22 protein-coding genes are annotated in these 26,869 nt (G+C 61.5%); 4 read left to right on the top strand and 18 right to left on the bottom strand.

Annotated features, from left to right (window positions below; all coding sequences use genetic code 11):
• Positions 1-87 precede the first annotated feature (87 nt).
• Positions 88-2,151, top strand: coding sequence for a polyphosphate kinase 1 (gene ppk1 / locus R8871_RS15140; protein WP_175051167.1), 2,064 nt, complete (start codon positions 88-90; stop codon positions 2,149-2,151).
• A 110-nt stretch (positions 2,152-2,261) separates the two neighbouring features.
• Here the strand turns inward: ppk1 and phoR are convergent, their stop codons facing one another.
• From phoR to R8871_RS15085, 11 genes are all read right to left on the bottom strand, one after another.
• Positions 2,262-3,575: a phosphate regulon sensor histidine kinase PhoR gene (gene phoR, locus R8871_RS15135; RefSeq protein ID WP_175051166.1), complete on the bottom strand. Its 1,314-nt coding sequence runs from the start codon at positions 3,573-3,575 to the stop codon at positions 2,262-2,264.
• Positions 3,576-3,617: 42 nt separating this feature from the next.
• Positions 3,618-4,319 carry a phosphate regulon transcriptional regulator PhoB gene (phoB, locus tag R8871_RS15130; RefSeq protein WP_028199153.1) on the bottom strand — a complete coding sequence of 234 codons (702 nt, stop codon included), beginning with the start codon at positions 4,317-4,319 and terminating at the stop codon, positions 3,618-3,620.
• A gap of 25 nt (positions 4,320-4,344) precedes the next feature.
• The gene (gene phoU, locus R8871_RS15125; RefSeq protein ID WP_054036271.1) at positions 4,345-5,049 is read right to left on the bottom strand and encodes a phosphate signaling complex protein PhoU; all 705 of its coding nucleotides are present in this window, start codon (positions 5,047-5,049) and stop codon (positions 4,345-4,347) included.
• Between the two features lie 28 nt (positions 5,050-5,077).
• Positions 5,078-5,926 carry a phosphate ABC transporter ATP-binding protein PstB gene (pstB, locus tag R8871_RS15120; RefSeq protein ID WP_175051165.1) on the bottom strand — a complete coding sequence of 283 codons (849 nt, stop codon included), beginning with the start codon at positions 5,924-5,926 and terminating at the stop codon, positions 5,078-5,080.
• Positions 5,927-5,943: 17 nt separating this feature from the next.
• Positions 5,944-6,840 carry a phosphate ABC transporter permease PstA gene (pstA, locus tag R8871_RS15115; protein ID WP_175051164.1) on the bottom strand — a complete coding sequence of 299 codons (897 nt, stop codon included), beginning with the start codon at positions 6,838-6,840 and terminating at the stop codon, positions 5,944-5,946.
• Positions 6,837-7,838, bottom strand: a complete 1,002-nt coding sequence (gene pstC / locus R8871_RS15110) for a phosphate ABC transporter permease PstC (RefSeq protein WP_175051163.1) — start codon at positions 7,836-7,838, stop codon at positions 6,837-6,839. Before pstC ends, pstA begins: the two co-directional genes overlap by 4 nt.
• 145 nt (positions 7,839-7,983) lie before the next feature.
• Positions 7,984-9,015 carry a phosphate ABC transporter substrate-binding protein PstS gene (gene pstS, locus R8871_RS15105; protein WP_097389979.1) on the bottom strand — a complete coding sequence of 344 codons (1,032 nt, stop codon included), beginning with the start codon at positions 9,013-9,015 and terminating at the stop codon, positions 7,984-7,986.
• Between the two features lie 309 nt (positions 9,016-9,324).
• Complete coding sequence (gene glmM / locus R8871_RS15100) at positions 9,325-10,683, bottom strand: phosphoglucosamine mutase (protein ID WP_097389980.1); 1,359 nt, start codon at positions 10,681-10,683, stop codon at positions 9,325-9,327.
• 28 nt (positions 10,684-10,711) lie between these two features.
• Entirely contained in the window at positions 10,712-11,611 is a 900-nt protein-coding gene (gene folP, locus R8871_RS15095) for a dihydropteroate synthase (RefSeq protein ID WP_175051162.1), read from the bottom strand.
• 83 nt (positions 11,612-11,694) lie between these two features.
• Entirely contained in the window at positions 11,695-13,584 is a 1,890-nt protein-coding gene (ftsH, locus tag R8871_RS15090; protein ID WP_054036261.1) for an ATP-dependent zinc metalloprotease FtsH, read from the bottom strand.
• A 189-nt stretch (positions 13,585-13,773) separates the two neighbouring features.
• The gene (locus R8871_RS15085; protein ID WP_054036258.1) at positions 13,774-14,436 is read right to left on the bottom strand and encodes an RlmE family RNA methyltransferase; all 663 of its coding nucleotides are present in this window, start codon (positions 14,434-14,436) and stop codon (positions 13,774-13,776) included.
• Positions 14,437-14,618: 182 nt separating this feature from the next.
• Here R8871_RS15085 and R8871_RS15080 point away from each other — a divergent pair, with 182 nt between their 5' ends.
• The gene (locus tag R8871_RS15080; RefSeq protein ID WP_063496816.1) at positions 14,619-15,149 is read left to right on the top strand and encodes a YhbY family RNA-binding protein; all 531 of its coding nucleotides are present in this window, start codon (positions 14,619-14,621) and stop codon (positions 15,147-15,149) included.
• A 132-nt stretch (positions 15,150-15,281) separates the two neighbouring features.
• Here R8871_RS15080 and R8871_RS15075 read toward each other — a convergent pair whose 3' ends face one another.
• The 7 genes from R8871_RS15075 to gloB form a co-directional block, all read right to left on the bottom strand.
• Positions 15,282-15,791: a DUF4149 domain-containing protein gene (locus tag R8871_RS15075; RefSeq protein ID WP_175051161.1), complete on the bottom strand. Its 510-nt coding sequence runs from the start codon at positions 15,789-15,791 to the stop codon at positions 15,282-15,284.
• 20 nt (positions 15,792-15,811) lie between these two features.
• A complete protein-coding gene (gene greA / locus R8871_RS15070) occupies positions 15,812-16,288 on the bottom strand; it encodes a transcription elongation factor GreA (RefSeq protein WP_054036257.1) in 477 nt (158 codons plus the stop codon).
• A 151-nt stretch (positions 16,289-16,439) separates the two neighbouring features.
• A complete protein-coding gene (gene carB, locus R8871_RS15065; RefSeq protein ID WP_175051160.1) occupies positions 16,440-19,694 on the bottom strand; it encodes a carbamoyl-phosphate synthase large subunit in 3,255 nt (1,084 codons plus the stop codon).
• Positions 19,695-19,849: 155 nt separating this feature from the next.
• Positions 19,850-21,004, bottom strand: coding sequence for a glutamine-hydrolyzing carbamoyl-phosphate synthase small subunit (carA, locus tag R8871_RS15060; protein ID WP_175051159.1), 1,155 nt, complete (start codon positions 21,002-21,004; stop codon positions 19,850-19,852).
• A gap of 428 nt (positions 21,005-21,432) precedes the next feature.
• On the bottom strand, positions 21,433-22,674 hold the full coding sequence (locus tag R8871_RS15055; RefSeq protein ID WP_175051158.1) for an MFS transporter: 1,242 nt from the start codon (positions 22,672-22,674) through the stop codon (positions 21,433-21,435).
• A 200-nt stretch (positions 22,675-22,874) separates the two neighbouring features.
• Positions 22,875-24,569, bottom strand: coding sequence for a transglycosylase SLT domain-containing protein (locus tag R8871_RS15050; protein WP_175051157.1), 1,695 nt, complete (start codon positions 24,567-24,569; stop codon positions 22,875-22,877).
• A 157-nt stretch (positions 24,570-24,726) separates the two neighbouring features.
• Positions 24,727-25,518 (bottom strand): hydroxyacylglutathione hydrolase, encoded by a 792-nt coding sequence (gene gloB / locus R8871_RS15045; RefSeq protein ID WP_175051156.1) that lies wholly within the window; start codon positions 25,516-25,518, stop codon positions 24,727-24,729.
• A gap of 19 nt (positions 25,519-25,537) precedes the next feature.
• Here gloB and R8871_RS15040 point away from each other — a divergent pair, with 19 nt between their 5' ends.
• Together R8871_RS15040 and rnhA are read left to right on the top strand one after the other, a co-directional pair.
• Positions 25,538-26,401: a class I SAM-dependent methyltransferase gene (locus R8871_RS15040; RefSeq protein ID WP_175051155.1), complete on the top strand. Its 864-nt coding sequence runs from the start codon at positions 25,538-25,540 to the stop codon at positions 26,399-26,401.
• Complete coding sequence (gene rnhA, locus R8871_RS15035) at positions 26,398-26,844, top strand: ribonuclease HI (RefSeq protein WP_175051154.1); 447 nt, start codon at positions 26,398-26,400, stop codon at positions 26,842-26,844. The genes R8871_RS15040 and rnhA overlap by 4 nt, the downstream gene beginning before the upstream one ends.
• The last annotated feature ends 25 nt before the right edge of the window (positions 26,845-26,869 follow it).

The raw sequence follows: 26,869 nt of genomic DNA, 5'->3' as shown, positions 1-26,869 counted from the left end.
TCAAGAATGTCATAACAACGTCATCATACTGTGAGAATTTCCGAGCGTCTTTTCGTCTCCCCTCCTGACATTCCATTCTCGCTGCCGATGTCCATCCGCTACCCCTTATTGAATCGCGAGCTGGGCATTCTGGGTTTCAACGAGCGTGTGTTGGCACAAGCTGCCGACCCTGCCGTCCCTTTGCTCGAACGCCTGCGTTTCATCTGCATCACCAGTAGCAACCTCGACGAATTCTTCGAAGTCCGCATGGCCGGACTGCAGGAACAGATGCGCGACAATCCGGGCGCGCTGTCGCCTGACGGCATGTCGCTGCAGCACGTGTACGACCTCGTGGTCGAGCGCGCGCAGAGGCTCGTGCATCGCCAGTACACCATGCTGCACGACACGGTGCTCACCGCGCTCGAAGCAGAAGGCATCTATTTTCACGGCACTGAAGCGTGGAACGAAGCGCAGACCGAATGGGCGCGCAATTATTTCTTCGACGAACTGCTGCCGGTGCTCACGCCGATCGGTCTCGATCCGGCTCACCCGTTTCCGCGCGTGCTCAACAAGAGCCTGAACTTCGTCGTCGAACTCGAGGGCAAGGATGCGTTCGGCCGCCAGGCGATGATGGGCATCGTGCAGGCGCCGCGCGCCTTGCCCCGGCTCGTGCGCATGCCGCAGGAACTGTCGGGCTATCCGCATGGTTTCGTGCTGCTGAGCTCGTTGCTGCAGCGCTTTGTCGGCGAGCTGTTCCCGAATCTGGTGGTGCGTACCTGCAACCAGTTTCGCATCACACGCAATAGCGAACTGTTCGTCGACGAAGACGAAATCACGAACCTGCGTGTCGCGCTGCAGGGCGAACTGCCGGCACGGCATCTCGGCAATGCGGTGCGCCTCGAAGTGTCGGCGGAGACGCCCTCGCATGTCGTGCGGCGCCTGCTCGACGAAAGCGGCCTCACCACCAAGGATTGCTATTTCGCCGACGGCCCCGTCAATCTGGTGCGGCTGATGCAATTGCCGGAGATGGTCGACCGGCCCGATCTGAAATTCGTGCCGCATATTCCGGCGATCCCGCCGCAGATCACCAACAGCGCCAGCATGTTCGACGTGATCGATCAGGGCGACGTGCTGCTGCATCACCCTTATGAGAGCTTCCAACCGGTGCTCGAGTTGCTGCTGCAGGCAGCGAAAGACCCGAACGTGATGGCCATCAAGCAGACCATCTATCGCACCGGCACCGACTCGCCGCTGATGGACGCGTTGATGCAAGCGGCGCGCAACGGCAAGGAAGTGACGGTAGTGGTCGAACTGCTCGCGCGCTTCGACGAAGAAACCAACATCAACTGGGCATCGCAGCTTGAAGCGGTGGGCGCGCACGTCGTGTACGGCGTGGTGGGCCACAAGTGCCACGCGAAGATGATGCTGATCGTGCGGCGCGTGTCGTCGGGCGGCAAGACCACGCTCAAGCGTTACGTGCACCTGGGCACCGGCAACTATCACCCGCGCACCGCGCGCCTTTATACCGACTTCGCCCTGATGACCGCGGATCAGAAGATCTGCGAAGACGTGCATCACGTCTTCCAGCAACTAACGGGCATCGGTGGTGAACTGTCGCTGCACGAGTTGTGGCAGTCGCCGTTCACGCTGCATCCGAAACTGGTCGAAGCGATTCGTGCGGAAGCCGAGCATGCGCGCGCCGGCAAGAAGGCGCGCATCGTCGCGAAGATGAACGCGCTGCTCGAACCGACCGTGATTGCCGAGCTGTATGAAGCGTCACAGGCCGGTGTGAAGATCGATCTGATCGTGCGTGGCGTGTGTTCGTTGCAGCCGGGGGTGCCGGGTTTGTCGGAGAACATCACGGTGCGTTCGATCGTCGGGCGCTTTCTCGAGCATCACCGCATCTTCTACTTCTACGACGGCGGCAAGGAGCAGGTGTATCTGTCGAGCGCCGACTGGATGGACCGCAATTTCTTCCGGCGTGTCGAAGTGGCGTTTCCGGTCAACAACCGTCGTCTGAAGCGGCGTGTGATTGCCGAAGGTCTGTCGGCGTTTCTCGGCGACAACCAGTCCGCGTGGCTGATGCAAAGCGACGGTCACTATCGCCGCCGCCGGCCGGGCAAATCCTCGCGCAATGCGCAGATGAGCTTGCTGGGGAAATTCTGTTCGTGAGTTTGTGATGTCCTGATCGTGTTCGCGCGCCGCTGAAGCAAGCGGCGCTGCGCATAAAAAAAGCCCGCCTTGGATTGTTCCAGGCGGGCTTTTTTTTCAGGCCGGCGTTCTCATGCCGGCGCCGGTTGCCGACGCGCCGTGCGATACACCGGGAAGCGTACGGTGAACGTGCTGCCACGTCCCTCTTCACTCTTCACGTCGAGCTGCGCATCGTGCCGTTGCAGCACATGCTTGACGATGGCGAGACCGAGACCTGTCCCACCTGTATCGCGCGAGCGGCTGCGGTCGACGCGATAGAAACGCTCGGTCAGACGTGGAATGTCCGCCGCTGGAATCCCTAAGCCGCTATCCGTGACCGAAAAAACCGCACAGCCGCTGCTGGCCTGCCAACTCACCTTGATCGCACCGCCGTCCGGCGTATAGCGGATCGCATTGGTCACAAGGTTGCCCAGCGCACTGAGAATTTCCGTCTCGACGCCGGTGACCGTAAGCCCTTCGTCGGCGTCGAACGCGATCTTGTGATGGTCGCTCGACAGGTTTTCCGCGTCGTCCTTCAAATGCCGCAGCACCGCACGCATATCGATCATCTGATCGCTCGGCGGTTTGTTGTCGCCCTCGAGCTTCGCGAGCACCAGCAGATCGTTGACGATATGGCGCATGCGCGAAGCCTGCTGCTCCATCAGTTCGAGGTAGCGCGCACGTTCGCCTTCGCTTAGCGGCAGCTCTCGCATCGTCTCGAGAAAACCCGACAACACGGTCAAGGGCGTCTTCAATTCATGCGACACGTTAGCGACGAAGTCGCGCCGCATCGCGTCGGTACGCTCCAGCTCGGTGATGTCCTGCGACAGCACCAGCTTGCGATTCTCACCGTACGGAAACACCTGCACCGACAGCACGTTCTGGCGCTTCTCGCCCATGCCGCGCATGATCAGCATCTGCTCGTAGCGTTGCGAATTCAGATAGCGCACGAAATCGGGCTGACGCACCAGATGCGTGATGTGCTGACGCAGATCGCGTTTCGCATCGAGCCCGAAATGAAGTTCGGAGATCGCGTTGCACCACTCGATCTGATCGTGATCGTCGAGCATCGCCACGCCGTTCGGTGAGGCCTGGATCGCCTGGATGAAACGCGAATGCTGCTGCTCGACCTGACGCACCTGCGCATGCCAGCGTTTCGCAAGCTTATGCAGACGGTAGTAGATTTCGCCCCAGATGCCGGGGGCGCTCGGCACTTCGCCATAGACCGGCGCGTCGAGCAGACGCCACAAACGCTGCTTGTGGAAGGTGCTAAAGAGGCTCTGCGCGAGCAGCATGACGATCGCGAGGACCAGCCCTGCCTTGACGTTCAGGAGCGCGCCGACCGCCACGCACAGAACAGCCAGCAGCACGACCGACACGATGGAGCGCGCCCAGATGATGTTCATGTTCTAGCGATCGAAGAGAAAAGTGCTACCGCTAAGTCAGGCTCAGGCGCTCTTCGCGAGCCGGTAGCCGCTGCCGCGTACCGTCTCAATCATAGCATCGCACCCGGCCGGCTTCAGTGCCGCGCGCAGACGCTTGATATGCACGTCCACCGTGCGCTCTTCGACGAACACGTGATCGCCCCACACCTGATCGAGCAGCTGCGTGCGGCTGTGCACGCGCTCCGGGTGCGTCATGAAGAAGTGCAGCAGGCGGAATTCGGTCGGGCCGAGATCGAGCTTGATCTCACTGCCTTCAGCGTGCGCGGCGACGCGGTGCGTTGCCGGGTCGAGCTTTAGACCGTTGATCGCGACCAGGTCTTCGGTCAACTGCGGCGCGCGGCGGCGCAACACCGCCTTGATACGCGCCATCAGTTCTTTCGGCGAAAACGGTTTGGTGACGTAGTCGTCGGCGCCGATTTCGAGGCCGAGCACCTTGTCCTGCTCATCGCCACGTGCGGTCAGCATGATGATCGGAATGTGCTTGGTGCGCTCGTTGTTGCGCAGATCGCGCGCGAACGCGATGCCCGACTTGCCCGGCAACATCCAGTCGAGCAGCACGAGGTCGGGCAGTACGTCGCTGATCAGGTTCTGCGCCTGCTCCGCGTTGTACGCGCGAATCGGGCAGTGTCCGGCGTGTTGAAGATTCACCGAAATCAGTTCGGAAATGGCGGGCTCATCTTCAATGACGAGAATGCTGCTGGGCATCGGCACCTCTGATCCTTATAACTGATTAACTGAGCGCTTCGCGTTCGAGCGCGTCGCGCGACTTGTGCCGCACGTCGGTACCCTTGACGATGTAGATGATGAATTCAGCGATGTTCTTCGCGTGGTCGCCGATCCGCTCGATCGCCTTGGCGATGAACAGAAAATCGAGGCCCACCGAAATCGAACGCGGATCTTCAGTCATGTACGAAATCAGCTTGCGAACGAAAGCGCGGAATTCTTCGTCGATCGCCTTGTCGTCACGCATGATCTGCGCGGCGGCGACCGTGTCCAGACGCGCAAACGCGTCCAGCGCGCGGCGCAGGATCGACACTGCCATCTCGCCCGACAATTTGATCTCGGCGATATTGATGCTGCGCGAAGCGCCGTCTTCCATCAGACGCTTGGTGCGCTTGGCGATTTTCTCGGCTTCGTCGCCGGCGCGCTCGAGATTCGTGATGGTCTTCGAAATCGCGATCAGGAGGCGCAAGTCGCGCGCGGCCGGTTGACGGCGCGCGATGATGTTGCTGCACTCTTCGTCGATCTCGACTTCCATCGTGTTCAGACGGTCTTCAGCGGCGATCACCTGCTCGCACACATCGAGGTCGAAGTTGTTGAGCGCGATCATCGCGTTGACGATCTGCGACTCGACCAGGCCGCCCATTTCGAGCACCTTCGAAGAAACGAGGTTCAGGTCGGCGTCGAACTGGCTGGACAGATGTTTATCGGACATGTCGTACTCCGTTGTTTTGCGCGGCGGCTTAGCCGAAGCGGCCAGTGATGTAGTCCTCGGTTTCCTTGCGGACCGGCTTGATGAAGATCTTTTCGGTGTCGCCGAATTCGATCAGTTCACCGAGGTACATGTAGGCAGTGTAGTCCGAACAGCGTGCGGCCTGTTGCATGTTGTGCGTCACGATTACAACCGTGTAATCGCTCTTCAATTCGGCGATCAGTTCTTCGATGCGGCCCGTGGAAATCGGGTCGAGCGCGGAACACGGCTCGTCGAGCAGCAGCACTTCAGGACGGATCGCGATACCGCGCGCGATACACAGACGCTGTTGCTGCCCGCCGGACAAACCGTAGCCGCTCTGGCCCAGTTTATCCTTGACTTCGTTCCACAGCGCGGCCTTGGTCAGCGCCCATTCCACGCGGTCGTCCATTTCCGAGCGCGGCAGCGTTTCGAACATCTTCACGCCGAACGCGATGTTGTCGTAGATCGACATCGGAAACGGCGTCGGCTTCTGGAACACCATGCCGATCCGCGCGCGCAGCAGCGAAATATCGCGCTTGGAGGTCAGCAGGTTTTCGCCGTCCATCAGGATCTCGCCTTCGGCGCGTTGCTCCGGATAGAGCGCGTACATCTTGTTGAGCGTGCGCAGCAGGGTCGACTTGCCGCAACCCGACGGGCCGATGAAGGCGGTGACCTTGCCTTCGGGGATCCGCAGATTGATGTTCTTCAGCGCGTGATACTTGCCGTAGAAGAAGTTCAGGTCGTTGATTTCGATCTTCGGACGCGAAGAGGCTTGCGCCTGGCCGCTTTGGGCGGGATCGAAACCGGCGGGCGCTGTCGGACGCGCGCCCGGATTGAGTTGAGTTTCTGCCATATTCATCGGATTACACTCCGCCCTTACTTATTCGAAAAGATCGTGCGCGCGAGGATGTTCAATCCCAGCACCGCGAGCGTGATCAGGAAGACGCCGGCCCATGCGAGCGATTGCCACTGCGCAAACGGGCTCATCGCGAACTTGTAGATCGTGACCGGCAGGTTCGCAACCGGCTGGTCCATGTTCCACGAGAAAAACTGGTTCGACAACGCGGTGAAGAGCAGCGGCGCCGTTTCGCCGGCAATACGCGCGACGCCGAGCAGCACGCCGGTGACGATACCGGCAACCGACGCCTTCAGCGTGATCGACATGACCATCTTCCACTTCGGCGTACCGAGTGCGAAAGCGGCTTCACGCAGCGCATTCGGCACCAGCTTCAGCATGTTTTCGGTGGTGCGGATCACGATCGGAATCTGCAGCAGCGCGAGCGCGAATACACCGGCCCAACCGCTGAAGTGGCCCATCTTCGCTACGACGAGCGCGTAGACGAACAGACCGACGACGATCGACGGCGCCGACAACAGAATGTCGTTGATGAAACGCGTGACACTCGCAAGCCAGCCCTTCTGACCGTACTCGGCGAGATAGACGCCCGCCAGAATGCCGATCGGCGTGCCGACGAACGTTGCGAGCGCAACCAGCATCAAGCTGCCGACGATCGCATTGGCGAGACCACCGCCATCGGTGTTCGGCGGCGGCGTGGATTGCGTGAACAATTCGACCGACAGGCCGCCGATGCCAAGGCGCAGTGTCGTATAGAGAATCCACACCAGCCACACAAGGCCGAACGCCATGGCCGCGAGCGACATGGTCAGCGCAACCGCGTTCTTCGCGCGGCGGCGGCCTTGCAGACGCACCCGCATCGCTTCAAGCGCGGCTTCGTCGTGCGAACCCGGCATATTCAAGGTGGGCTGGCTCATCTTGCGCCCTCCCCTTTTTCGAGGCGAAGCAGCATGATCTTCGAAATCGCCAGCACGATGAAAGTAATCACAAAGAGGATCAATCCGAGTTCCATCAGCGCGGACGTATGCAGGCCCGGATCCGCTTCCGCGAATTCGTTGGCGAGCGCCGAGGTAATACTGTTGCCCGGCGAAAACAGCGAGACGTTATCGAGCAGATTGGTGTTGCCGATCACGAAGGTCACCGCCATCGTCTCGCCGAGCGCACGGCCAAGGCCGAGCATCACGCCGCCGATCACGCCGTTCTTGGTGAAGGGCAGCACGATCTTCCACATGACTTCCCACGTCGTGCAGCCGATACCGTACGCCGATTCTTTCAGCAGGACCGGCGTGACTTCGAACACGTCACGCATCACCGAAGCGATGTACGGAATGATCATGATGGCAAGGATGACCCCGGCGCACAGGATGCCGATGCCGATCGGTGCGCCCTTAAACAACGCGCCGACGATAGGAATGCCGCTGAGCAGCGTGCCGAGCGGCTTTTCGAACCACGTCGCGAAGATCGGCGCGAACACCAGCAGACCCCACATGCCGTAGACGATCGACGGAATCGCGGCAAGCAGTTCGATCGCGACGCCAAGCGGACGGCGCAGCCACGCGGGCGCGAGTTCGGTCAGGAAAAGTGCGATGCCGAAGCTGACGGGCACCGCGATGATGAGTGCAATGAGCGAGGTCGCGATCGTGCCGTAAATAGGCACCAATGCGCCGAATTGCTTGCTTGGTGGATCCCAGTCGGCGGTCCATAGAAATGCGAAGCCGAACTGCTTGATCGACGGCAGGGAAGCGACGATCAGTGAAACGATGATGCCGCCGAGCAGCAACAAGGTAACGATGGCGGAGAGACGGGCAAGGCCGCCGAAGATAACGTCGCCGGCGCGGCTGGGCGCTTTCTGCTGCGACGTGCTGCCGGGCGGTGTCGATCTCGCCGCGCCAGGCGCTAATTGGATATCGGACATGAGAGCCTGATGGACCTGTTTCCAGTTGCCGTACGACACTTGTCGTGCGGCGGACAATTCTGGCTAATGCCGGGGTAACGCCATTGGCCGTCCTCGAATGAGGACGGCCAATGTATTGCTGGATGCCTACTGCGTGCTGCGTCGCTTAGTCAGCGATCGGCTTGCCCGCAGCGTCCTTCACCTTCGACTTCCACTGCGTGCGGATTTCCGACACAACCGAATCCGGCAGCGAGATGTAGTCCAGATCGTTCGCAGCTTGCGAGCCATTCTTGAACGCCCAATCGAAGAACTTCAGCGTTTCGGTGCCTTGCGCCGGCTTGTCCTGCGCCGTGTGCAGCAGCACGAACGTTGCGCCGACGATCGGCCATGCGTTCTTGCCCGGCTCGTTCGTCAGGATCTGGTAGAACGACTTCGACCAGTCTGCGCCCGCTGCCGCTGCCTTGAACGTTTCCGTCTTCGGCTCGACCACCGTACCCGACGAATTCTTCAGGCCGACATACGTCATCTTGTTCTGCTTCGCGTACGCCCATTCAACGTAGCCGATTGCGCCCGGCAGACGTTGCACGAAAGCTGCGACGCCGTCGTTGCCCTTGCCGCCCGTACCCGTCGGCCAGTTGACCGTCGAACCTTCACCAACCTTCGACTTCCAGTCAGCGTTGACCTTCGACAGGTAGTTCGTCCAGATGAAGCTGGTGCCCGAACCGTCGGCGCGGCGAACCACGGCGATGTCGGTATCCGGCAGCTTAGCCTTCGGGTTCAGTGCAACGATCGCCGGATCATTCCACTTCTTGATCTTGCCCAGATAGATGTCGCCGAGCACTTCGCCCGACAGCGTCAGTTCACCCGGCGTCACGCCCGGCACATTGACAACCGGCACCACGCCGCCGACAACCGTCGGGAACTGGAACAGGCCTTCCTTCGCGAGGTCTTCGTCCTTCAGCGGAGCGTCCGAACCAGCGAAGTCAACAGTCTTCGCGACGATCTGCTTCACGCCACCCGACGAACCGATACCTTGATAGTTGACCTTGCCGCCGCCCGACTTCTGGTAGGCATCGGCCCACTTCGTGTAGATCGGTGCTGCGAAGGTGCTGCCCGCGCCGGTGATGTCTGCGGCTTGCGCTGCGATCGCGAAAAGCGCGCCAGCGACGCCAGCGAACACGGTTTGCATCAATTTCATGAGACCTCCAAGGGTGTGAGCGGTGTGAGCGAATAACACGAACACCGCGAAGCTTAGGGTCTCTTTATGACAGTAACGTGACTAACCGTGAAACAGATGTGACAGTGAGATTACTAAGGTGAAAGGCGCACGCGCGAACAAATCGCCGCTTTGGCGGCGTTGTGGGCGTCGTTTTACAGATTAGACGAAAAAAATGGGACGCGAACGTTTGCGTGTGCCTGAGTGGACATCGCCAAGGCGTACATCAGAGGGGTGCGGCGGCGAGGACACGCTCATGGTCGTCCCTCGCCGCCGTAGGTCAGGCGCGGTTCAGGCGGTGGCCAGCTTGACCGCGTTAGCGATTGCTTCGGAATGGCGAATGGCGTCGTCGACTTTTTCGGCCTCGACCATCACGCGCAGAACGGGCTCGGTGCCCGAGGCCCGAATCAGTACGCGGCCACGGCCGTTCAGCGCTTCTTCGGCCGTGCTGATGGCTCGGCGGATCGCGTCGCTGCCCTTCCAGTCCGCGCCGGGCTGCATCCGTACGTTGATCAGCTTCTGCGGAAACAGCGTCACGCCGTGAAGCAGCTCGGCGAGCGTTTTGTCGCTGCGCTTCATCGCGGCCAGCACCAGCAGGGCTGACACAATGCCGTCGCCGGTCGAATGGCGGTCGAGGGAGAGAATATGGCCGGAGCCTTCTGCGCCCAGCTGCCAGCCGTGCTCACGCAACTGTTCGAGCACGTAGCGGTCGCCCACTGCCGCACGGACGAACTTCACACCGGCTTCCTGCAGCGCGACTTCGACCGCCATATTGGTCATCAAGGTGCCGACCGCGCCTTCCACTTTGCCGTCGGTCGCCATCCGGTCCTTGACCAGCACGTATAGCAGTTCGTCGCCGTTATACAGGCGGCCAGCCGCGTCCACGACCTGCAGCCGGTCGGCGTCGCCGTCGAGCGCGATGCCGAGGTCAGCGTGGTTCGCGCGCACCGCGCGCACCAGCGCGTCCGGTGCGGTCGCGCCGACGCCATCGTTGATGTTGAAACCGTTCGGCGCGACGCCGATCGGGATCACATCGGCGCCGAGCTCGTGGAACACGTGCGGTGCGACGTCGTACGCGGCACCGTGTGCGCAGTCGACCACCAGTTTCAGGCCGCGCAAGTCGAACGCTGCCGGGAACGTGCTCTTGCAGAACTCGATGTAGCGGCCGGCTGCGTCGTCGAGGCGCCGCGCCTTGCCGAGTTGCTCGGACGCCGCGCACGCGAGCGGCAGATCGAGTTGTTCTTCGATCTGCAATTCCACTTCGTCGGGCAGCTTGTTGCCGTCGGCGGAGAAGAATTTGATGCCGTTGTCGTAGTACGGATTGTGCGACGCGCTGATCACGACGCCCGCGGCGAGCCGCAGTGCGCGCGTCAGATAGGCGATGCCCGGGGTCGGCATCGGCCCGGCCAGCATGACGTCGACGCCCGCCGCGGAAAAGCCCGCTTCGAGCGCGGCTTCGAGCATATAGCCCGACACCCGGGTGTCTTTGCCAATCAGCACCGTGGGCCGTGCGCCCGTTCTCGCCCAGCGGTCCGCGCCGGCCAGCACCTTGCCGGCCGCGTAGCCGAGCCGCAATACAAACTCCGGCGTAATCGGACCTTCGCCGACCTTGCCCCGAATCCCGTCCGTTCCGAAATAACGACGTGCCATGTTTTATGTTCCTCCTTGGCTTGTGGGTTCAGCCGTGCGCGCGGCTGTGATTCGCCGCGTCGCGCATGGCCGCCCATACTTTCAATGCATCCACTGTTTGCGCGACGTCGTGCACGCGCAGAATTGCCGCACCGCGCCCGGCGGCACACACCGCGGCGGCGATGCTGCCCGCGACGCGCTCCGGCGCGGGTCGTCCGACAACCGCGCCGACCATCGACTTGCGCGACATGCCGGCGAGAATGGGGTACGGCGACTCGGCGCGCGGCGCCGTGTCCGGCAGGTGCGCGAGCAGCGCGTAATTGTGTTCGACCACCGCCTTGCCGAAACCAAAGCCCGGGTCCACGCTGATGCGAGCACGAGCGATGCCCGCCTGCTTCAGGGTTGCCACCCGTTCTTCGAGAAACTGCCGAACTTCGCTCACCACGTCGTCATAGGCAGGCTCACCGAGCTGCATGGTCTGCGGCTCGCCGAGCATATGCATCACGCACAGACCGCATTCGCTGTCGCGAACGGCGTCGACCGCGCCGGGCATCCGGAAGCCCCAGATATCGTTGATCAGGTCGGCGCCCGCGGTCAGTGCGTGACGCATCACTTCCGGCTTGTACGTATCGACCGACAGCGGCACATTCGCGCCGCGCAGTAGTTCGACCAGCGGGATCACCCGTTCCAGCTCTTCGTCGAGCGGCACGGGCGGCGCACCCGGGCGGGTCGACTCGCCGCCGATGTCGATGATGTCCGCGCCGTCGAGCAGCATGCGCTCGGCCTGGCGCAGCGCATCGCCGCGCATCGCGTACTGACCGCCATCGGAAAACGAATCGGGCGTAACGTTCAGGATGCCCATGACCAACGGGCGTTCAAAGGTCAGCTTGAAGCGGCCGCATTGCAGCGGTTCGGGGATGGGAAGAGAAGGGAATTCGACTTTCGACACGTAGCGGTCAATCACGTAAAACGAATAAATGCAAAACGGGCCGGTGTGAATCACACCGGCCCGCACTTTCTACTGGTCGCCGATCAGGCCGGCGCGGTCGCGCTGCCCGGCTTGACCTCGGTGCCCGGGCTGCCGCCCGACGAGGCGTCGCTTGCCGACGGCGGCGAGCTCTTCGGCGAACGCGGCGGACGGCCTGCCATGATGTCGTTGATCTGATCAGCGTCGATCGTTTCCCACTCCATCAGTGCGGCGGTCATCGCTTCGACCTTGTCGCGGTTCTCGTCCAGCAGGCGCTTGGCGAGGTTGTACTGCTCGTCGAGCACGCGGCGGATTTCCGCGTCGACCTTCTGTTGCGTCGCTTCCGAAATGGTGCGCGTGAAGCCACGGCCAAACGGCGTTGCGTCGTTTTCGTCGTCGACGTAGACCATCGGTCCGAGTGCGTCCGTCATACCGAAGCGAGCCACCATGGCGCGGGCCGTAGCCGTTGCCTTGTTGAAGTCGTCCGATGCGCCGGTGCTGATCAGGTTCAGGAACAGCTCTTCCGCGACACGGCCACCGAACAGGATCGCGAGGCGGTCCAGCAGGTAGTCTTTCGAATACGTTTCGTTGTCATGCTCAGGCAACTGCCACGTGACGCCCAGCGCACGGCCGCGCGGAATGATCGTGACCTTGTGCACCGGATCGGCCTTCGGCAACAGCTTGGCGATGACTGCGTGACCCGACTCGTGATACGCCGTAGCACGCTTCGATTCTTCGCGAATCACGGCCGACTTGCGCTCCGGACCCATGAAGATCTTGTCTTTCGCGTCTTCGAAGTCGTTCATCTCGACGATGCGCTTGCCGCGGCGAGCCGCGAACAATGCTGCTTCGTTGACCAGGTTCGCCAGATCGGCGCCCGAGAAGCCCGGCGTGCCGCGTGCGATCACCGCTGCGTCGACGTCGTTCGAAATCGGCACCTTGCGCAGGTGAACCTTCATGATGTGCTCGCGACCACGGATGTCCGGCAGACCGACGTACACCTGACGGTCGAAACGGCCCGGACGCAGCAGCGCCTTGTCCAGCACGTCCGAACGGTTCGTTGCAGCGATCACGATCACGCCCGAATTCGCTTCGAAACCGTCCATCTCGACCAGCATCTGGTTCAAGGTCTGTTCGCGTTCGTCGTTACCGCCGCCCATGCCGGCGCCGCGATGACGGCCGACCGCGTCGATTTCGTCGATGAACACGATACACGGTGCGTGCTTCTTGGCCTGCTCGAACATGTCGCGCACACGAGCCGCACCGACACCCACAAACATTTCCACGAAGTCCGAACCCGAGATGCTGAAGAACGGCACCTTTGCCTCACCGGCGATAGCGCGTGCCAGCAGCGTCTTACCGGTTCCCGGCGGGCCGACCAGCAACACGCCGCGCGGAATGCGTCCGCCCAGCTTCTGGAATTTCTGCGGATCGCGCAGGAAGTCGACCAGTTCGGAAACTTCTTCCTTGGCTTCGTCGCAACCGGCGACGTCGGTGAAATTGATTGCGTTGTTGTTTTCGTCGATCAGACGTGCACGGGATTTACCGAACGAGAACGCACCGCCTTTCCCGCCCCCCTGCATCTGTCGCATCATGTAGAACCAGAAGCCGATGATCAGGATCGTTGGTCCGAGGTAGTACAGCGCGGATACCAGCGCATTCGGTTCGTCATCAGCCTTGCCGCTCACCTGAACGCCATACTTCATCAGATCGCCGACCATCCAGATGTCGCCGGGCGACACGATCTGGTACTTCTGGCCGTCTGCTGGAGTGACCGTGAGGTTCCGCCCCTGGACAATGACGTTCTTGACTTTGCCGTTCTTCGCGTCGTCCATGAACTGCGAATAGGAAACGCCTTCCTGGACACGGGGCTTGTCGAACTGCTTGAACACCGTAAACAGCACCAGTGCGATAACTAACCACACTGCTGCTTTCGAAAACATATTGTTGTTCAAAGCACCACTCCTTCACTTAGACGGGCGCCTACATTTGCCTTGCGGCACCACGAAAGCATTCTAATCCAGTCCGCAGACCCCTGCCATAAGGTTTCGCTACCACACAAATAGCGCAGCGGGCCATTTCAGCGCCAATTTCCGGTGCTGCTGGCACCTTATCGGCCGATGCGGAACCTTCCTGTAGCGCACCTACGCGGGGCGCTTCAGATGCTTACCCAAAATAAACGTTTCTGACGATTTGTCCCGCGAGGCTTTCGGCTTGCGGGCCGCCACCACCTTGAACTGGCGCTTGAACTTTTCGACAATCTGGCTATAACCGCTGCCATGAAAACATTTGACTAAAAGGGCGCCATCCGGCTTCAGGTGGTTTTGCGAAAATTCCATCGCGATATCGCACAAATGCTCGATTCGCGCGGCATCCGCCACCGCCACTCCCGACAGGTTGGGCGCCATATCCGAAATTACAAGATCAACCTGACGTTCTCCGACTAATTCTTCGAGTTGCTCGAGAACCGAGTCTTCGCGGAAGTCGCCCTGAATGAAATGGACGTCGGCGATCGGTTCCATCGGCAGCATATCCAGCGCGATGATCGTGCCGTCGATGCCGCCCTCGCGCTCCGCGTCGCGCTGCGAGCCCTTGGCGAGCTTGTTGCGGGCGTACTGGCTCCAGCTGCCCGGCACCGAGCCGAGGTCAACGATCACCTGGCCTGGCCGGATCAGCTTGTCCTGCTCGTCGATTTCCTTCAGCTTGTAGGCTGCGCGGGCGCGATAGCCCTCCCGCTGCGCCATTTTGACGTACGGGTCGTTGATGTGATCATGCAACCACGCCGTGTTGAACTTGTTTTTTGCCATTAAAGGTGAACTCTTGCTGCGAAATGTGGCGCTTTAGGGGATAATACGCGGTTAATTCGCGCGGCCACCGCCAAAACTGGCAGTCATCCGCGATTCTGTTGTTCTGACGCGCCGCCCTGCGCTATTGGCCGAATCTCTCGGAAATGCAGGTGCCGCCATTTTAGTCGAGTCTCCCACTTTCCATGCCAGCCCTTAAAGTCTCTTCCGACCAACGCGCCGAGTTGCGCTCCCAGGCACATGCGCTCAAACCGGTCGTGCTCGTCGGCGCCGAAGGCTTGACCGACGCTGTGCTGTCGGAAATCAAGGTCCACCTTGGCGCGCATCAACTGATCAAGATCCGCGTGTTCGGCGACGAACGCGAAGAACGTATCGCCATCTACGAACAGATCTGCGACACGTTGAACGCCGCGCCGATCCAGCACATCGGCAAGCTGCTGGTGATCTGGAAGCCGGAAGCCGCTGCACAACCGGCTGTCAAGGCCAAGCGCGGCGCCCTGCCGAGCGCCCGCGAAGCGGCTGTCGAAGCCAAACCGGGTAAAGGCCGCGCACCGCGCGTAGTCACCGTGGTAAAGCCCAGCGAAATCCCGATGCGCAAGCCGAAGGCAAAAGCGGTCGTGGTGCGCGGCAATGAACGCGTCACGCAAGGCGGCAATATCAAGCGCGCCAAGAAGCGCCAGACCAGCGCAAAGCGCGCGCATCAGTCGTCGAAGTAAGCGAATGATGAGGGTGCGGGCGGTGTCCGCACCTTGGGGTGAACTGCTCAGGCGGCCTGGGTGGTGTCTATTTGATGCCCATCTCGGTAACGCCGCGGGCAAATCCGCTCAAGCAAGGTAGAACCATACCACTCAACTGGTTACTTTCCCCGCAGCGCTGCGAGCACCCTGCTCCGCGCTCACGATACCGACGCTTGCCGGCAGCTTCCACACCAGCGCCACACCCAGCAGGCTCTCGATCAGGTAAAACAGACTCGATACGCCGTGCAGGATGCCAAAGCGTGTTGCATAAGCCGAATGCCCGACATCACTGCCCGCTTCCAGCGCGGCAATGCGCATTGCATTCATGAACGGCTGCAACGCAAAATAACCCACCAGCACGCACACCAGCATGCCGACGATCAACCAGCGCAAACGGCGATAAGCGTCACCGCCCCGTCGCACCAGTACGTTCGCGAGACCTAGCAGCAAAATACCGCACACCGCACCCAGCACGCCCTCGATACGAAACAGTTGCGCCGCCACGGCGCCCGCCGTCATGCGATCGAGCGACGTGAACAACACCGGCGCGACGGCATAGCCGATAGTCAGCAGACTACCGACCCACACCACCGTCAGCAGACGGAACAGTCGATGCGGCATCAAGGACACCGGGGCCGCCTTCAAACGTAGCTAACCGCGATGATTTCGTACTCGCGTACGCCGCCCGGCGCCTGCACCGAAGCAACGTCGCCTTCCGACTTGCCGATCAATGCGCGCGCGATCGGCGAGCTGATCGAGATCAGACCGTGGTCGATGTCCGCTTCATCGTCGCCGACGATCTGGTATTTCACCTTCGCACCCGAATCGAGGTCTTCGAGTTCAAGTGTTGCACCGAACACTACGCGACCGTCCGCTTCCACCGCCGCCGGGTCGATCACCTGCGCGCCGGCCAGCTTAGATTCGATTTCGGCAATACGGCCTTCGATGAAGCCCTGCTTTTCTTTCGCCGCGTCGTATTCCGCGTTTTCCGACAGATCGCCCTGGGCACGCGCTTCCGCGATCGAATTGATCACCGAGGGACGCTCAACCGATTTCAGGCGCTGCAATTCATCGCGCAACATTTCCGCGCCGCGCTTAGTCAATGGAACAGTGCTCATAAACAACTCTATGCAAAAAACAGCCGTAAAAAAAATCACCGCGGTTAAGTGCATTCCGCGGGGGCCAGAGCGCCGGACAAAGCCCGGGACCCAGCACCTGCGGAACGCCGCTTAACCGCGGCACTTACATCTTGGACAGGTATTCGAAGCCTTAGTTTAGGCGAGCGTGAAGACCTTGTAAATCATAGACTTCCAGGTCCTTCAAATAGCGCAAACCTTCAACTGCGGCCCGTGCGCCGGACATCGTCGTGTAGTACGTGACCTTGTTCGCCTGTGCGCTCATGCGGATCGAGCGCGAGTCGGCGATCGCAGCACGGGTTTCGTCGACGGTCGTGAAGACCAGCGCGATTTCGCCGTTCTTGATCATGTCGACGATGTGTGGACGGCCGTCCTTCACCTTGTTGACGACCTTGACCGGCACACCGGCCGCTTCGATCGCGGCTGCCGTGCCCTTGGTTGCAACGATCGGGTAGCCGAGTTCGTGCAGCATGCGCGCGACTTCGACGGCCTTCGGCTTGTCGGCGTCCATCACGGTCAGGAGCACCGTGCCCGACTCCGGCAGACGCGAACCCGCCGCGAGTTGCGACTTGAACAACGCTTCGCCGAACGTCTGACCGACGCCCATCACTTCACCGGTGGAGCGCATTTCCGGTCCGAGCACCGGGTCGACTGCCGGGAACTTGACGAACGGGAACACAGCTTCTTTCACGCTGAAGTACGGCGGATCGATTTCCTTCGTCACGCCCTGTTGCGCGAGCGTCTGGCCGACCATCGCGCGCGCCGCGATCTTGGCGAGCGGCAGGCTGGTTGCCTTCGAGACATACGGCACGGTACGCGAGGCACGCGGGTTCACTTCGAGCACGTAGATCACGTCCTCTTTCGAACCGTCTGCCTGCGGCACCTGCTGGATCGCGAACTGCACGTTCATCAGGCCGATCACGTTCAGCGCCTTCGCCATTGCGCCGGTCTGGCGCTTCAGCTCGGCAATCGTTTCCTTCGACAGCGAGTACGGCGGCAGCGAGCAAGCCGAGTCGCCCGAGTGAACGCCCGCCTGTTCGATGTGCTCCATCACGCCGCCGATAAACACGGCTTCGCCATCCGAGATGCAATCCACGTCGCATTCGATCGCGTCGTTCAGGAAGCGGTCGAGCAACACCGGCGAATCGTTCGACACCTTCACGGCCTCGCGCATGTAGCGCTCGAGGTCACGCGGCTCGTGGACGATTTCCATCGCGCGGCCACCCAGCACGTACGACGGACGCACCACCAGCGGATAGCCGATTTCTTCAGCGAGCTTGAGCGCTTCGTCTTCAGCACGCGCGGTGCGGTTCGGCGGCTGACGCAGACCGAGGTCCTGCAGCAGCTTCTGGAAACGCTCGCGGTCTTCCGCGGCGTCAATCATGTCGGGTGACGTGCCGACGATCGGCACACCGTTCGCTTCGAGATCGAGTGCGAGCTTCAACGGCGTTTGACCACCGTACTGAACGATCACGCCAACCGGCTTTTCCTTGTCGACGATTTCGAGCACGTCTTCGAGCGTCAGCGATTCGAAGTACAGACGATCGGACGTGTCGTAATCGGTCGAAACGGTTTCAGGGTTGCAGTTAACCATGATCGTTTCGTAGCCGTCTTCGCGCATGGCGAGTGCAGCGTGCACGCAGCAATAGTCGAACTCGATACCCTGGCCGATCCGGTTCGGGCCGCCGCCCAGCACCATGATCTTCTTGTTGTTCGTGGGGTTCGCTTCGCACTCTTCCTCGTAGGTCGAGTACATGTAGGCGGTTTTCGTGGCGAACTCGGCCGCGCACGTGTCGACGCGCTTGTACACCGGGCGCACGTTCAATTCGATACGACGTTGACGCACTTCCGACGGCTTCGCGCCGAGCAGCTTCGCCAAACGGCGGTCCGAGAAACCGCTTTGCTTCACATACTTGAGTTCTTCCTTCGACAGGCTCGCCAGCGTACGGCCGGCCAGTGCCTTTTCCTTCAGGATGATCTGTTCGATCTGCGCGAGGAACCACGGGTCGATCGAGGTCTCTTCGAAGATCTCTTCGGCGCTCATGCCGATACGGAACGCGTCGCCGACGTACCAGATGCGATCCGGGCCGGCTTCGCCGATCTCGCGGATGATCTCGTCGCGGTTATCGGTCTTTTCGTCCAGACCGTCCACGCCTACTTCGAGGCCGCGCAGCGCCTTCTGGAACGACTCCTGGAAGGTGCGGCCGATTGCCATCACTTCGCCGACCGACTTCATCTGCGTGGTCAGGCGCGAATCGGCTTCGCGGAATTTCTCGAATGCGAAACGCGGGATCTTGGTGACGACGTAGTCGATAGTCGGTTCGAACGAGGCCGGGGTCTGGCCGCCGGTGATTTCGTTCTTCAACTCGTCGAGCGTGTAGCCGCAAGCGAGCTTCGCCGCGACCTTCGCGATCGGGAAGCCGGTCGCCTTCGAGGCCAATGCCGACGAACGCGACACACGCGGATTCATTTCGATCACGATCATCCGGCCGTCTTTCGGATTGATCGAGAACTGCACGTTCGAACCGCCCGTGTCCACGCCGATCTCGCGCAGCACCGCGAGCGATGCGTTACGCAGGATCTGGTATTCCTTGTCCGTGAGCGTTTGTGCCGGCGCGACGGTGATCGAGTCGCCGGTGTGGATGCCCATCGGATCCAGGTTTTCGATCGAGCAAACGATGATGCAGTTGTCCTTCTTATCGCGGACCACTTCCATCTCGTACTCTTTCCAGCCGAGCAGCGATTCTTCGATCAGCAGTTCACGCGTAGGCGACAGGTCGAGACCGCGCTTGCAGATCTCTTCGAATTCGTCGCGGTTGTAGGCGATACCGCCGCCCGAACCACCCAAAGTGAACGACGGACGGATCACGACCGGATAACCGCCGCTGCCCGTTTGCGTAGCGATGTCCGCTTGCACTGCCAGCGCTTCTTCCATCGAATGCGCGGTGCCCGACTTGGCCGAACCGAGGCCGATCTTCGTCATCGCGTCTTTGAACTTCTGACGGTCTTCCGCCTTGTCGATCGCTTCCGGCGAGGCGCCGATCAGCTCGACCTTGTACTTGTCCAGCACGCCGTGCGCGTGGAGATCGAGCGCGCAGTTCAGCGCGGTCTGGCCGCCCATCGTCGGCAGGATCGCGTCCGGGCGCTCCTTGGCGATGATGCGCTCCACCACTTCCCACGTGATCGGCTCGATGTAGGTCACGTCGGCCGTGTTCGGGTCGGTCATGATCGTCGCCGGATTGCTGTTGACGAGAATGACCTTGTAGCCTTCCTCACGCAGCGCCTTGCATGCCTGCGCGCCCGAGTAGTCGAACTCGCACGCCTGGCCGATGATGATCGGACCCGCGCCGATGATGAGGATGCTTTTAATGTCTGTCCGCTTGGGCATAACGCTCTCGCTAATGTATTCCTGAATTCTTTCCGTCGGCGCGCTGCGTTGATACGTTGCGCGCGCTCTATTGTGTGCGGCTCGCTGCGCTTGTGCGCTGAGGCGCTGTTCGCGCCGCGAGCCGTGCGCCGCCTGGGCGCCTCACACTCTGCTGCTTATGCCGCTGTCGCCTTGCCGGCCTTCTTCGTGTCCATCAACGCCGTGAAGCGATCGAACAGATAGGCGATGTCGTGCGGACCGGGCGACGCTTCCGGGTGGCCCTGGAAGCAGAACGCCGGCTTGTCGGTCAGCGCGAAGCCTTGCAGCGTGCCGTCGAACAGCGAGATGTGCGTGACCTTGGCATTGGCCGGCAACGTGTCGGCGTCGACCGCGAAACCGTGGTTCTGCGACGTAATGACCACACGTCCGTCTTCGAGATCCTTCACCGGATGGTTCGCGCCGTGGTGGCCGGTCTTCATCTTCAGGGTCTTGGCGCCGAGCGCGAGGCCCATGATCTGGTGGCCGAGGCAGATGCCGAAAGTCGGGATGCCACGGTCGATCAGTTCTTTGGTCGCCGCGATTGCGTAATCGCACGGTTCCGGATCGCCGGGGCCGTTCGACAGGAACACGCCGTCCGGGTTGAGCGCGAGCGCGTCGGCAGCAGAAGCTTGTGCCGGCAGCACGGTGACGTGGCAGCCGCGCTCAGCCAGCATGCGCAGAATGTTGTACTTCACGCCATAGTCGAACGCGACCACGCGATACTTCGGCGCGTTCTGAGTGCCGTAGCCGGTGCCCAGACGCCATTCGGTCTGGGTCCATTCGTAGCTTTCCTTCGTCGACACGACCTTCGCGAGGTCCATGCCCGACAAGCCCGGGAACGAACGCGCGAGTTCGATTGCCTTCGCTTCGTCATCCGAACCGGCCAGAATGGCGCCGTTCTGCGCACCCTTGTCGCGCAGCACGCGGGTCAGCATACGGGTGTCGAGACCGGCGATGGCGACCACGCCTTCGTCCTTCAGGTATTGCGGGAGCGTGCGCTCCATGCGGAAGTTCGACGCGAGGACCGGCAGATCACGGATGATCAGCCCGGCGGCATGGACTTTCGTGGCTTCGACGTCTTCGGCATTCACGCCGACATTACCGATGTGCGGATACGTGAGGGTCACGATCTGGCGCGCGTAGCTCGGGTCGGTCAGGATTTCCTGATAACCGGTGATAGCGGTGTTGAACACGACTTCGCCGATCGTATGCCCGGGGGCGCCGATCGAGTAACCACGAAAGACCGTGCCGTCGGCGAGTGCGAGCAAAGCGGGAGAAAATGACGGCAACACGGGAGACTCCTTGGGGAACACCCTGTTGCCGACCTGTCTATCCGACTGCGAGCCGCAGCGAAACGCATCGGCAAGGATGCGCGCGCAGACTCGCTCGCGTACTGCTGGTGACGTCGCAAGGGGCGCGATGGGTCCATTGTGTGGACGGATCGGCTGGGTGCGGGGCGTCAAAAGCGCGCGGCGGATGAACGGTATGGGAGAGGTAGGCGCTAGGGTGCGGGTTGATAAGCTCAAACCTTGGAATTATAGCGTGAAACTACCCTTCCCTCCAAATCCGAGATGGGGAGCCGGCGTAGCGGAGCGTCCTCCCAAACGGGTCGAAGCCTTGCAGCGCATGGCTCAGAAGCCGTCGGACAAAATTTGCGCGGGCCAGAATCGGGATAGTGCCGGTAAATATGACCCGGCCCGGCAAACCATCAACAACGGCCTTAAACCTGCCGTTCGGCGTGTGCGTGCGTCGACTGAAGCCCTGTCCGACTGGGCAATACGTACCAGATCGCGCTCAACAGTTGCAGCGCCATCAGAATGCCCCAGGCGGTCAGATGTGCGGCGGCCGGATAATGCCCGCCACTGGCCGGCCAGTGCGACAGCACCGCGCCAACACCAATCTGGAAGCCGAAAATCAGCAAAAAGATGATCAGCGTCAGGGTGGTATTCACCCGGCCGATCATCTGCGCCGGGAAGTGCCGCGCCATCACCGCGTAGCTGAGAATCCCCGTCCCGCCGAAGATCCCATACGCGGCCCACAGCAGGCTCGCGGGCAGCGGCGCATTGAACATGATCAGCAGTTGGGTGACAACGAACAGCGCCATGCCGATGCCGCAAAACACGTACAGGGAGATACCGCGCCGCTCCAGGCTGCGCGCCGCCGCGCCAAAGCCCACGCAGCCGGCCATCATCGCGAAGCCGAGTATCGATACCAGCGCGGCAGCTTCACGCGGCTCGAAGCCCTGCACGTCGCGCAACCAGGCGCCGACCCACAGCGACTGCATCGCGTAGAACACGCCTTGCGTGACGACCGAAAACGACGCGATCTTCCAGAATGCCGCGCTCCTCAAGATGTGCAAAGTGCCCTTGAACTGGGCGCCAAGACTTGCCTGATGATGGCTTTCTTTTGCGTCTGGCGCGAGGGTCCATTGCGCGACTGCCACGAGAACCGTCAGCAGACCCAAGCCGACGCAGACCGCGCGCCAACTCGCGAAGCCCAGCACCCACGTGAGCGGCGACCCGACCATCACACCGCCGAAGCCGCCAATCGCCATCACCAGCCCGTTCATCAGCGGCAGCCGCGCGGACGCGAAATGCTGCGCCAACGCTTTGAAGGCAGCGCCGAGACACACGGACACGCCGACGCCGATCAGCAGGCGCCCGATCATCATCACGCCAACGCCGTGCGCGGCACCAAACACCCAGATTCCCAGCGCGGCAAATAGCAGGGTGACCGCCGTCACCCGACGCGCGCCGAAGTGGTCGAGCAACACGCCCGCCGGAATCTGCGCGCCCGCGAAACCGAGGAAATACAGACTGGTCAGCAAGCCGAGATCAGTGGCCGACAAGCCGAGATCGTGCGTGATGAAGGGCGCAAAGCCCAGATTGACGCCGCGAAACACGTACGAAACAAAGTACCCGGCGGAAAACAGGAGAAAAACGCGCAACTGGGTGGACGACATGAGTTTTGAAAAGAGCGGCCGACAAGGCCTGAGCACGAACGATAAATGAAATGAGCGAAATTCGCTGATTTGATCTGCAGAATGAAAAACGCCGTCACCCTGAGGTGACGGCGTCGGAATAACACGGTGCGTGATCGGAGCGCAATTCATGCGCTGCCCCCGCAACGCATGTGGTCACTACCGTGGAGCCGCTTTTTGGTCTACTTACCCTTCTTCGCGTTGGCCGCGGTCTTCTGGCGGCTATCTGCCGCAGCCTTCGACGCCTTGCTGGACGTGGAAGCCGACACCTTCGTCACCTTGCCCCTGGTAGCGCCGGACGTTGTCGGCTTGCTCGCTTTAACCACCGGATCAGACACCTTCACCACGGCGGAACGGCCACGACCCTTCTTCTTATCGTAGCGCGAATCGTTCTTCGTGTCTGTGACACGGGTGCCGATCTTCTCGACGCCGCCGCCCTGGACGTCGGTTGCGATGCGCTCCGGACCCGGCTCGCTAGGCATCGCCTTGCCGACCGGCACGTGCAGCACGATCACCTGGCCGCGCGAAACCTGATCGCGATGCGTGCGATTCCACGCTTTCAATTGACCGATCGAAACGCCGTAACGCACTGCGATCGCGGCCATGGATTGATTGCGACGCACGCGGATCAGCATCTTGCGGGTGTCGGGAACGTCAGGCTCCATGGCAAGCACGGCGCTTTCGGCGACGTCGGCACTGATGTCTTCGTCGTCGTCCGACCCACGCGGCACCACGATTGTGGAACCCGGTTTCAAACGCATGCCGGCCGGAATCTTGTTCACTTCCATCAGCGTGTCGGCGTCGACACCGATCTTTTGCGCGATCGCCGCCGGTGCCGAACGCTCCGTGACCGTGTACGTGGTCCAGGACGACAGCGAACCGGAATAGGCCTTCAGATTACGTTCGAAGGCGCTGGCGTTATCGAACGGCAGCAGGATTTGCGGCTGCGTGGCGCCGAGAATCACCGGCTTCCTGAACGACGGGTTCAGCGAACGGAATTCGTCCGGCGACAGATTGGCGAGTTTCGCCGCCATGTCCACGTCGATGTCGTGCGAGGTCGTGACCGTCACGAAATACGGGTGATTCGGAATCGACGGCAGCGTGAGCCCGTACATCTGCGGGTTCATCACGATATTCTTCACCGCCTGCAGCTTGGGCACGTAGTTGCGCGTCTCGTTCGGCATGCGCAGGCTGAGGTAGTCGGTGGGCAGCCCCGCCGCTTCGTTGCGCGCGATCGCGCGCTGCACGTTGCCCTCACCCCAGTTGTACGCGGCGAGCGCCAGTTGCCAGTCGCCGAACATGTCATGCAGACGCGACAGGTAGTCGAGCGCGGCGCTGGTCGAAGCCAGCACGTCGCGGCGCTCGTCCTGCCACATGTTCTGCTTGAGGTTGTAGGTGCGGCCCGTGCCTGGCATGAACTGCCACATCCCGGCGGCCTTCGCCACCGACAACGCCTGCGGGCTATACGCGGATTCGATGAACGGCAGCAACGCGAGCTCGGTCGGCATATTGCGCGCCTCGAGCTCTTCGACGATGTGGTACAGGTATTTCTGCGAGCGCTCTGTCATGCGCTGCACGTAATCCGGGCGTTGCGCATACCAGTTGACCTGCATGTCGACGAGGTCGGTTTGCAGATCCGGCATTTGAAAACCACGGCGAATACGGCCCCACAAATCGGCGTCTGCGCTCGTCAGTTGACTGACCGAGCCTTGATCGACGTTGATCGTCTCTTTGGCGGTGGCTGTCTTGCGAAGGGCGTCGGCTACTGCTTCCTGACTGGCGGGGTTTGTTGCGGTGGTGGGGCTATTCGTCGCCGGTCCCTGACTCGCGCAAGCGGCGAGTGTCAGGACCAACAACGCACTAAAGATAAATCGCATGAACGTCTCGGCTTCCACAAGGGCTGGAATTTGCAGCCGATAGTACGAAACGGCAACGTTTACGTCAATCGGAAAATTACGAAAAATATCAAGGAAATCTTGGGCTTGGCGAATTTTTCCGATTCTTCGCGTGAGGAATACCCTGATGCCGAACGGGTCAACGGAAGCGGTTTTTCCATTCGCGCATCAGCGTAAATGCCGATAAACGATCGGACACTTTTTCGTGCAACTGCTCCTGCAAGGTCACGCGGATCGCCGGACTGTCGGCACGTAAAAACGGATTCACGGCGCGTTCGTGGGCGATGGTGGTGGGCAGCGTCGGCACATGACGTGCGCGCAATTCGCTCGCCGTGTCGCGCCAGGCTTGCAGTTCGGCGTTGCCCGGCTCGCACGCGAGCGCGAAGCGGATGTTCGACAACGTGTATTCGTGGGCGCAATGAACCTCGGTCGCGCCGGGCAGCGCGGCGAGCGAATCCAGCGACGCCAGCATCTGCGCGGGCGTGCCTTCGAACAAGCGGCCGCAGCCACACGCGAACAGCGTGTCTCCGCAAAACACGTGGGGCGTGCCGCGCGGGTCGGCCGCCTGAAAATAGGCGATGTGACCGCTCGTGTGACCGGGCACGTCGAGCACGCTGAATTCGAGCGCGGGGGCCGCAATCGTCACGTGATCGCCGTTTTTGAGACGATGCGTGAGATGCTGGATCGCCTCACCAGCGGGGCCGTACACGGGAACGGCCTGGCCGTTCAGCAGATCGGCCACCCCGCCGACATGGTCTTGGTGATGGTGCGTGAGTAAAATAGCGCTCAGCCGCCAACCCCGTTTCGCCAGATATGCGCGCACGGGGGCGGCCTCACCCGGATCGACGACCACCGCATGATGCCCGTCGGAAACGACCCAGATGTAATTGTCTTCAAACGCCGGGACCGGTACGTACTCGAGCGCATTCATAGGCGACGCATTCTCTGATATGACTGATCGAGCGATTATAGACTGGCCTGCCTGGACCGATTCGCCACCCGGGCGCTACGTACTCGAGTGGGAACAGACCCAGCTCGATCGCGTGGTGTCCGACGTGTTCGGTTACCATGCGCTGCAACTCGGCCTGCCGCAGCTCGACGCCTTGCGCGAGAACCGCATGCCGTGCCGCGGGCTTGTGCTCGACGCAGCGAGCGGCGCGAGCGCGCCCTACGCTTTTCCGCGCGGCCTCGGGCGCGCCGGGAATGGCTCGGGCAAAAGCATGGGTAACAGCGCCGCGCAAGGTCTGCCCGCCGGTTTGCCCGCGCCGGCTGGTCGCAGCGCTGTCTGGTGCGATCTGCTCGACTTGCCGTTCGAAGCACAAAGCGTCGACCTGATTGTGATGCCGCATACGCTTGAATTCACGAGCGACCCGCACCGGCTGCTGCGCGAAGCGGAACGCGTGCTGATGCCCGAAGGCCAGTTGATCATTCTCGGCTTCAATTCACTGTCGCTGTGGGGCGCGCGCCAATCGGTCGGCAAGATGACCGGCCGGCCGTTCGTGCCCGCCGCAGTCGATCTGATCGCCTTCACACGCCTGAAAGACTGGATCAAATTGCTGGGTTTCGACCTTGAACGCGGGCGCTTCGGCTGCTATCGTCCGCCGCTCGGCAGCGAACAATGGCTGTCCCGCTATGGTTTCATGGAAGCCGCCGGCGACCGCTGGTGGCCGATTTTCGGCGCCACCTACATGATCAAGGCGATCAAGCGCGTGCGCGGCATGCGCCTCGTCGGCCCACTGAAAGTGAAAAAACCTGTCCTCGCCGCGGGCCTCGCGCCCGCCGCCACTCCGAACACACGCAACCACACTCAATGACTCCCGACATCATCGATATTTATACCGACGGCGCCTGCAAGGGCAACCCCGGCCCTGGCGGCTGGGGCGCGCTGCTGCGCTTCGGCGACCAGGAAAAAGAACTGTTCGGCGGTGAGCCCAACACCACCAACAATCGCATGGAACTGATGGGCGTGATCGGCGCACTCGAGGCGCTCAAGCGCCCCTGCAAGGCCGTCGTGCACACCGACTCGCAGTACGTGCAGAAAGGCATCAGCGAGTGGATTCACGGCTGGAAGAAAAAAGGCTGGATCACCGCCGCGAAGCAACCGGTGAAGAACGCCGATCTCTGGAAGCGGCTCGATGCGCTCGTCGCGCAGCACGAAATCGATTGGCGCTGGGTGCGCGGTCACAATGGTCACCCGGAAAACGAACGCGCGGATCAACTGGCCAATCGCGGCGTCGCGTCACTCGCGGAAATGTGATGCGTGCTGTGATGCCCGCGGCGGC

Origin of the sequence: Paraburkholderia sediminicola (assembly GCF_902859805.1) — a bacterium.
Lineage (GTDB): Bacteria > Pseudomonadota > Gammaproteobacteria > Burkholderiales > Burkholderiaceae > Paraburkholderia > Paraburkholderia sediminicola.
The sequence above is the reverse complement of the archived record's forward strand: the minus strand, read 5'-3'. Positions and strand labels throughout refer to the sequence as shown.

Bases quoted from the DNA above. Each gene is read 5' to 3' on its own strand.
- glmM (WP_097389980.1), bottom strand. From the start codon at position 10,683: ATGGCACGTCGTTATTTCGGAACGGACGGGATTCGGGGCAAGGTCGGC.
- pstA (WP_175051164.1), bottom strand. From the start codon at position 6,840: ATGAGCCAGCCCACCTTGAATATGCCGGGTTCGCACGACGAAGCCGCG.
- R8871_RS15055 (WP_175051158.1), bottom strand. From the start codon at position 22,674: ATGTCGTCCACCCAGTTGCGCGTTTTTCTCCTGTTTTCCGCCGGGTAC.
- R8871_RS15040 (WP_175051155.1), top strand. From the start codon at position 25,538: ATGACTGATCGAGCGATTATAGACTGGCCTGCCTGGACCGATTCGCCA.
- ppk1 (WP_175051167.1), top strand. From the start codon at position 88: ATGTCCATCCGCTACCCCTTATTGAATCGCGAGCTGGGCATTCTGGGT.
- R8871_RS15085 (WP_054036258.1), bottom strand. From the start codon at position 14,436: ATGGCAAAAAACAAGTTCAACACGGCGTGGTTGCATGATCACATCAAC.
- phoB (WP_028199153.1), bottom strand. From the start codon at position 4,319: ATGCCCAGCAGCATTCTCGTCATTGAAGATGAGCCCGCCATTTCCGAA.
- R8871_RS15075 (WP_175051161.1), bottom strand. From the start codon at position 15,791: ATGCCGCATCGACTGTTCCGTCTGCTGACGGTGGTGTGGGTCGGTAGT.
- pstS (WP_097389979.1), bottom strand. From the start codon at position 9,015: ATGAAATTGATGCAAACCGTGTTCGCTGGCGTCGCTGGCGCGCTTTTC.
- R8871_RS15050 (WP_175051157.1), bottom strand. From the start codon at position 24,569: ATGCGATTTATCTTTAGTGCGTTGTTGGTCCTGACACTCGCCGCTTGC.
- rnhA (WP_175051154.1), top strand. From the start codon at position 26,398: ATGACTCCCGACATCATCGATATTTATACCGACGGCGCCTGCAAGGGC.
- pstB (WP_175051165.1), bottom strand. From the start codon at position 5,926: ATGAATATGGCAGAAACTCAACTCAATCCGGGCGCGCGTCCGACAGCG.
- carB (WP_175051160.1), bottom strand. From the start codon at position 19,694: ATGCCCAAGCGGACAGACATTAAAAGCATCCTCATCATCGGCGCGGGT.
- phoU (WP_054036271.1), bottom strand. From the start codon at position 5,049: ATGTCCGATAAACATCTGTCCAGCCAGTTCGACGCCGACCTGAACCTC.
- pstC (WP_175051163.1), bottom strand. From the start codon at position 7,838: ATGTCCGATATCCAATTAGCGCCTGGCGCGGCGAGATCGACACCGCCC.
- gloB (WP_175051156.1), bottom strand. From the start codon at position 25,518: ATGAATGCGCTCGAGTACGTACCGGTCCCGGCGTTTGAAGACAATTAC.
- phoR (WP_175051166.1), bottom strand. From the start codon at position 3,575: ATGAACATCATCTGGGCGCGCTCCATCGTGTCGGTCGTGCTGCTGGCT.
- R8871_RS15080 (WP_063496816.1), top strand. From the start codon at position 14,619: ATGCCAGCCCTTAAAGTCTCTTCCGACCAACGCGCCGAGTTGCGCTCC.
- greA (WP_054036257.1), bottom strand. From the start codon at position 16,288: ATGAGCACTGTTCCATTGACTAAGCGCGGCGCGGAAATGTTGCGCGAT.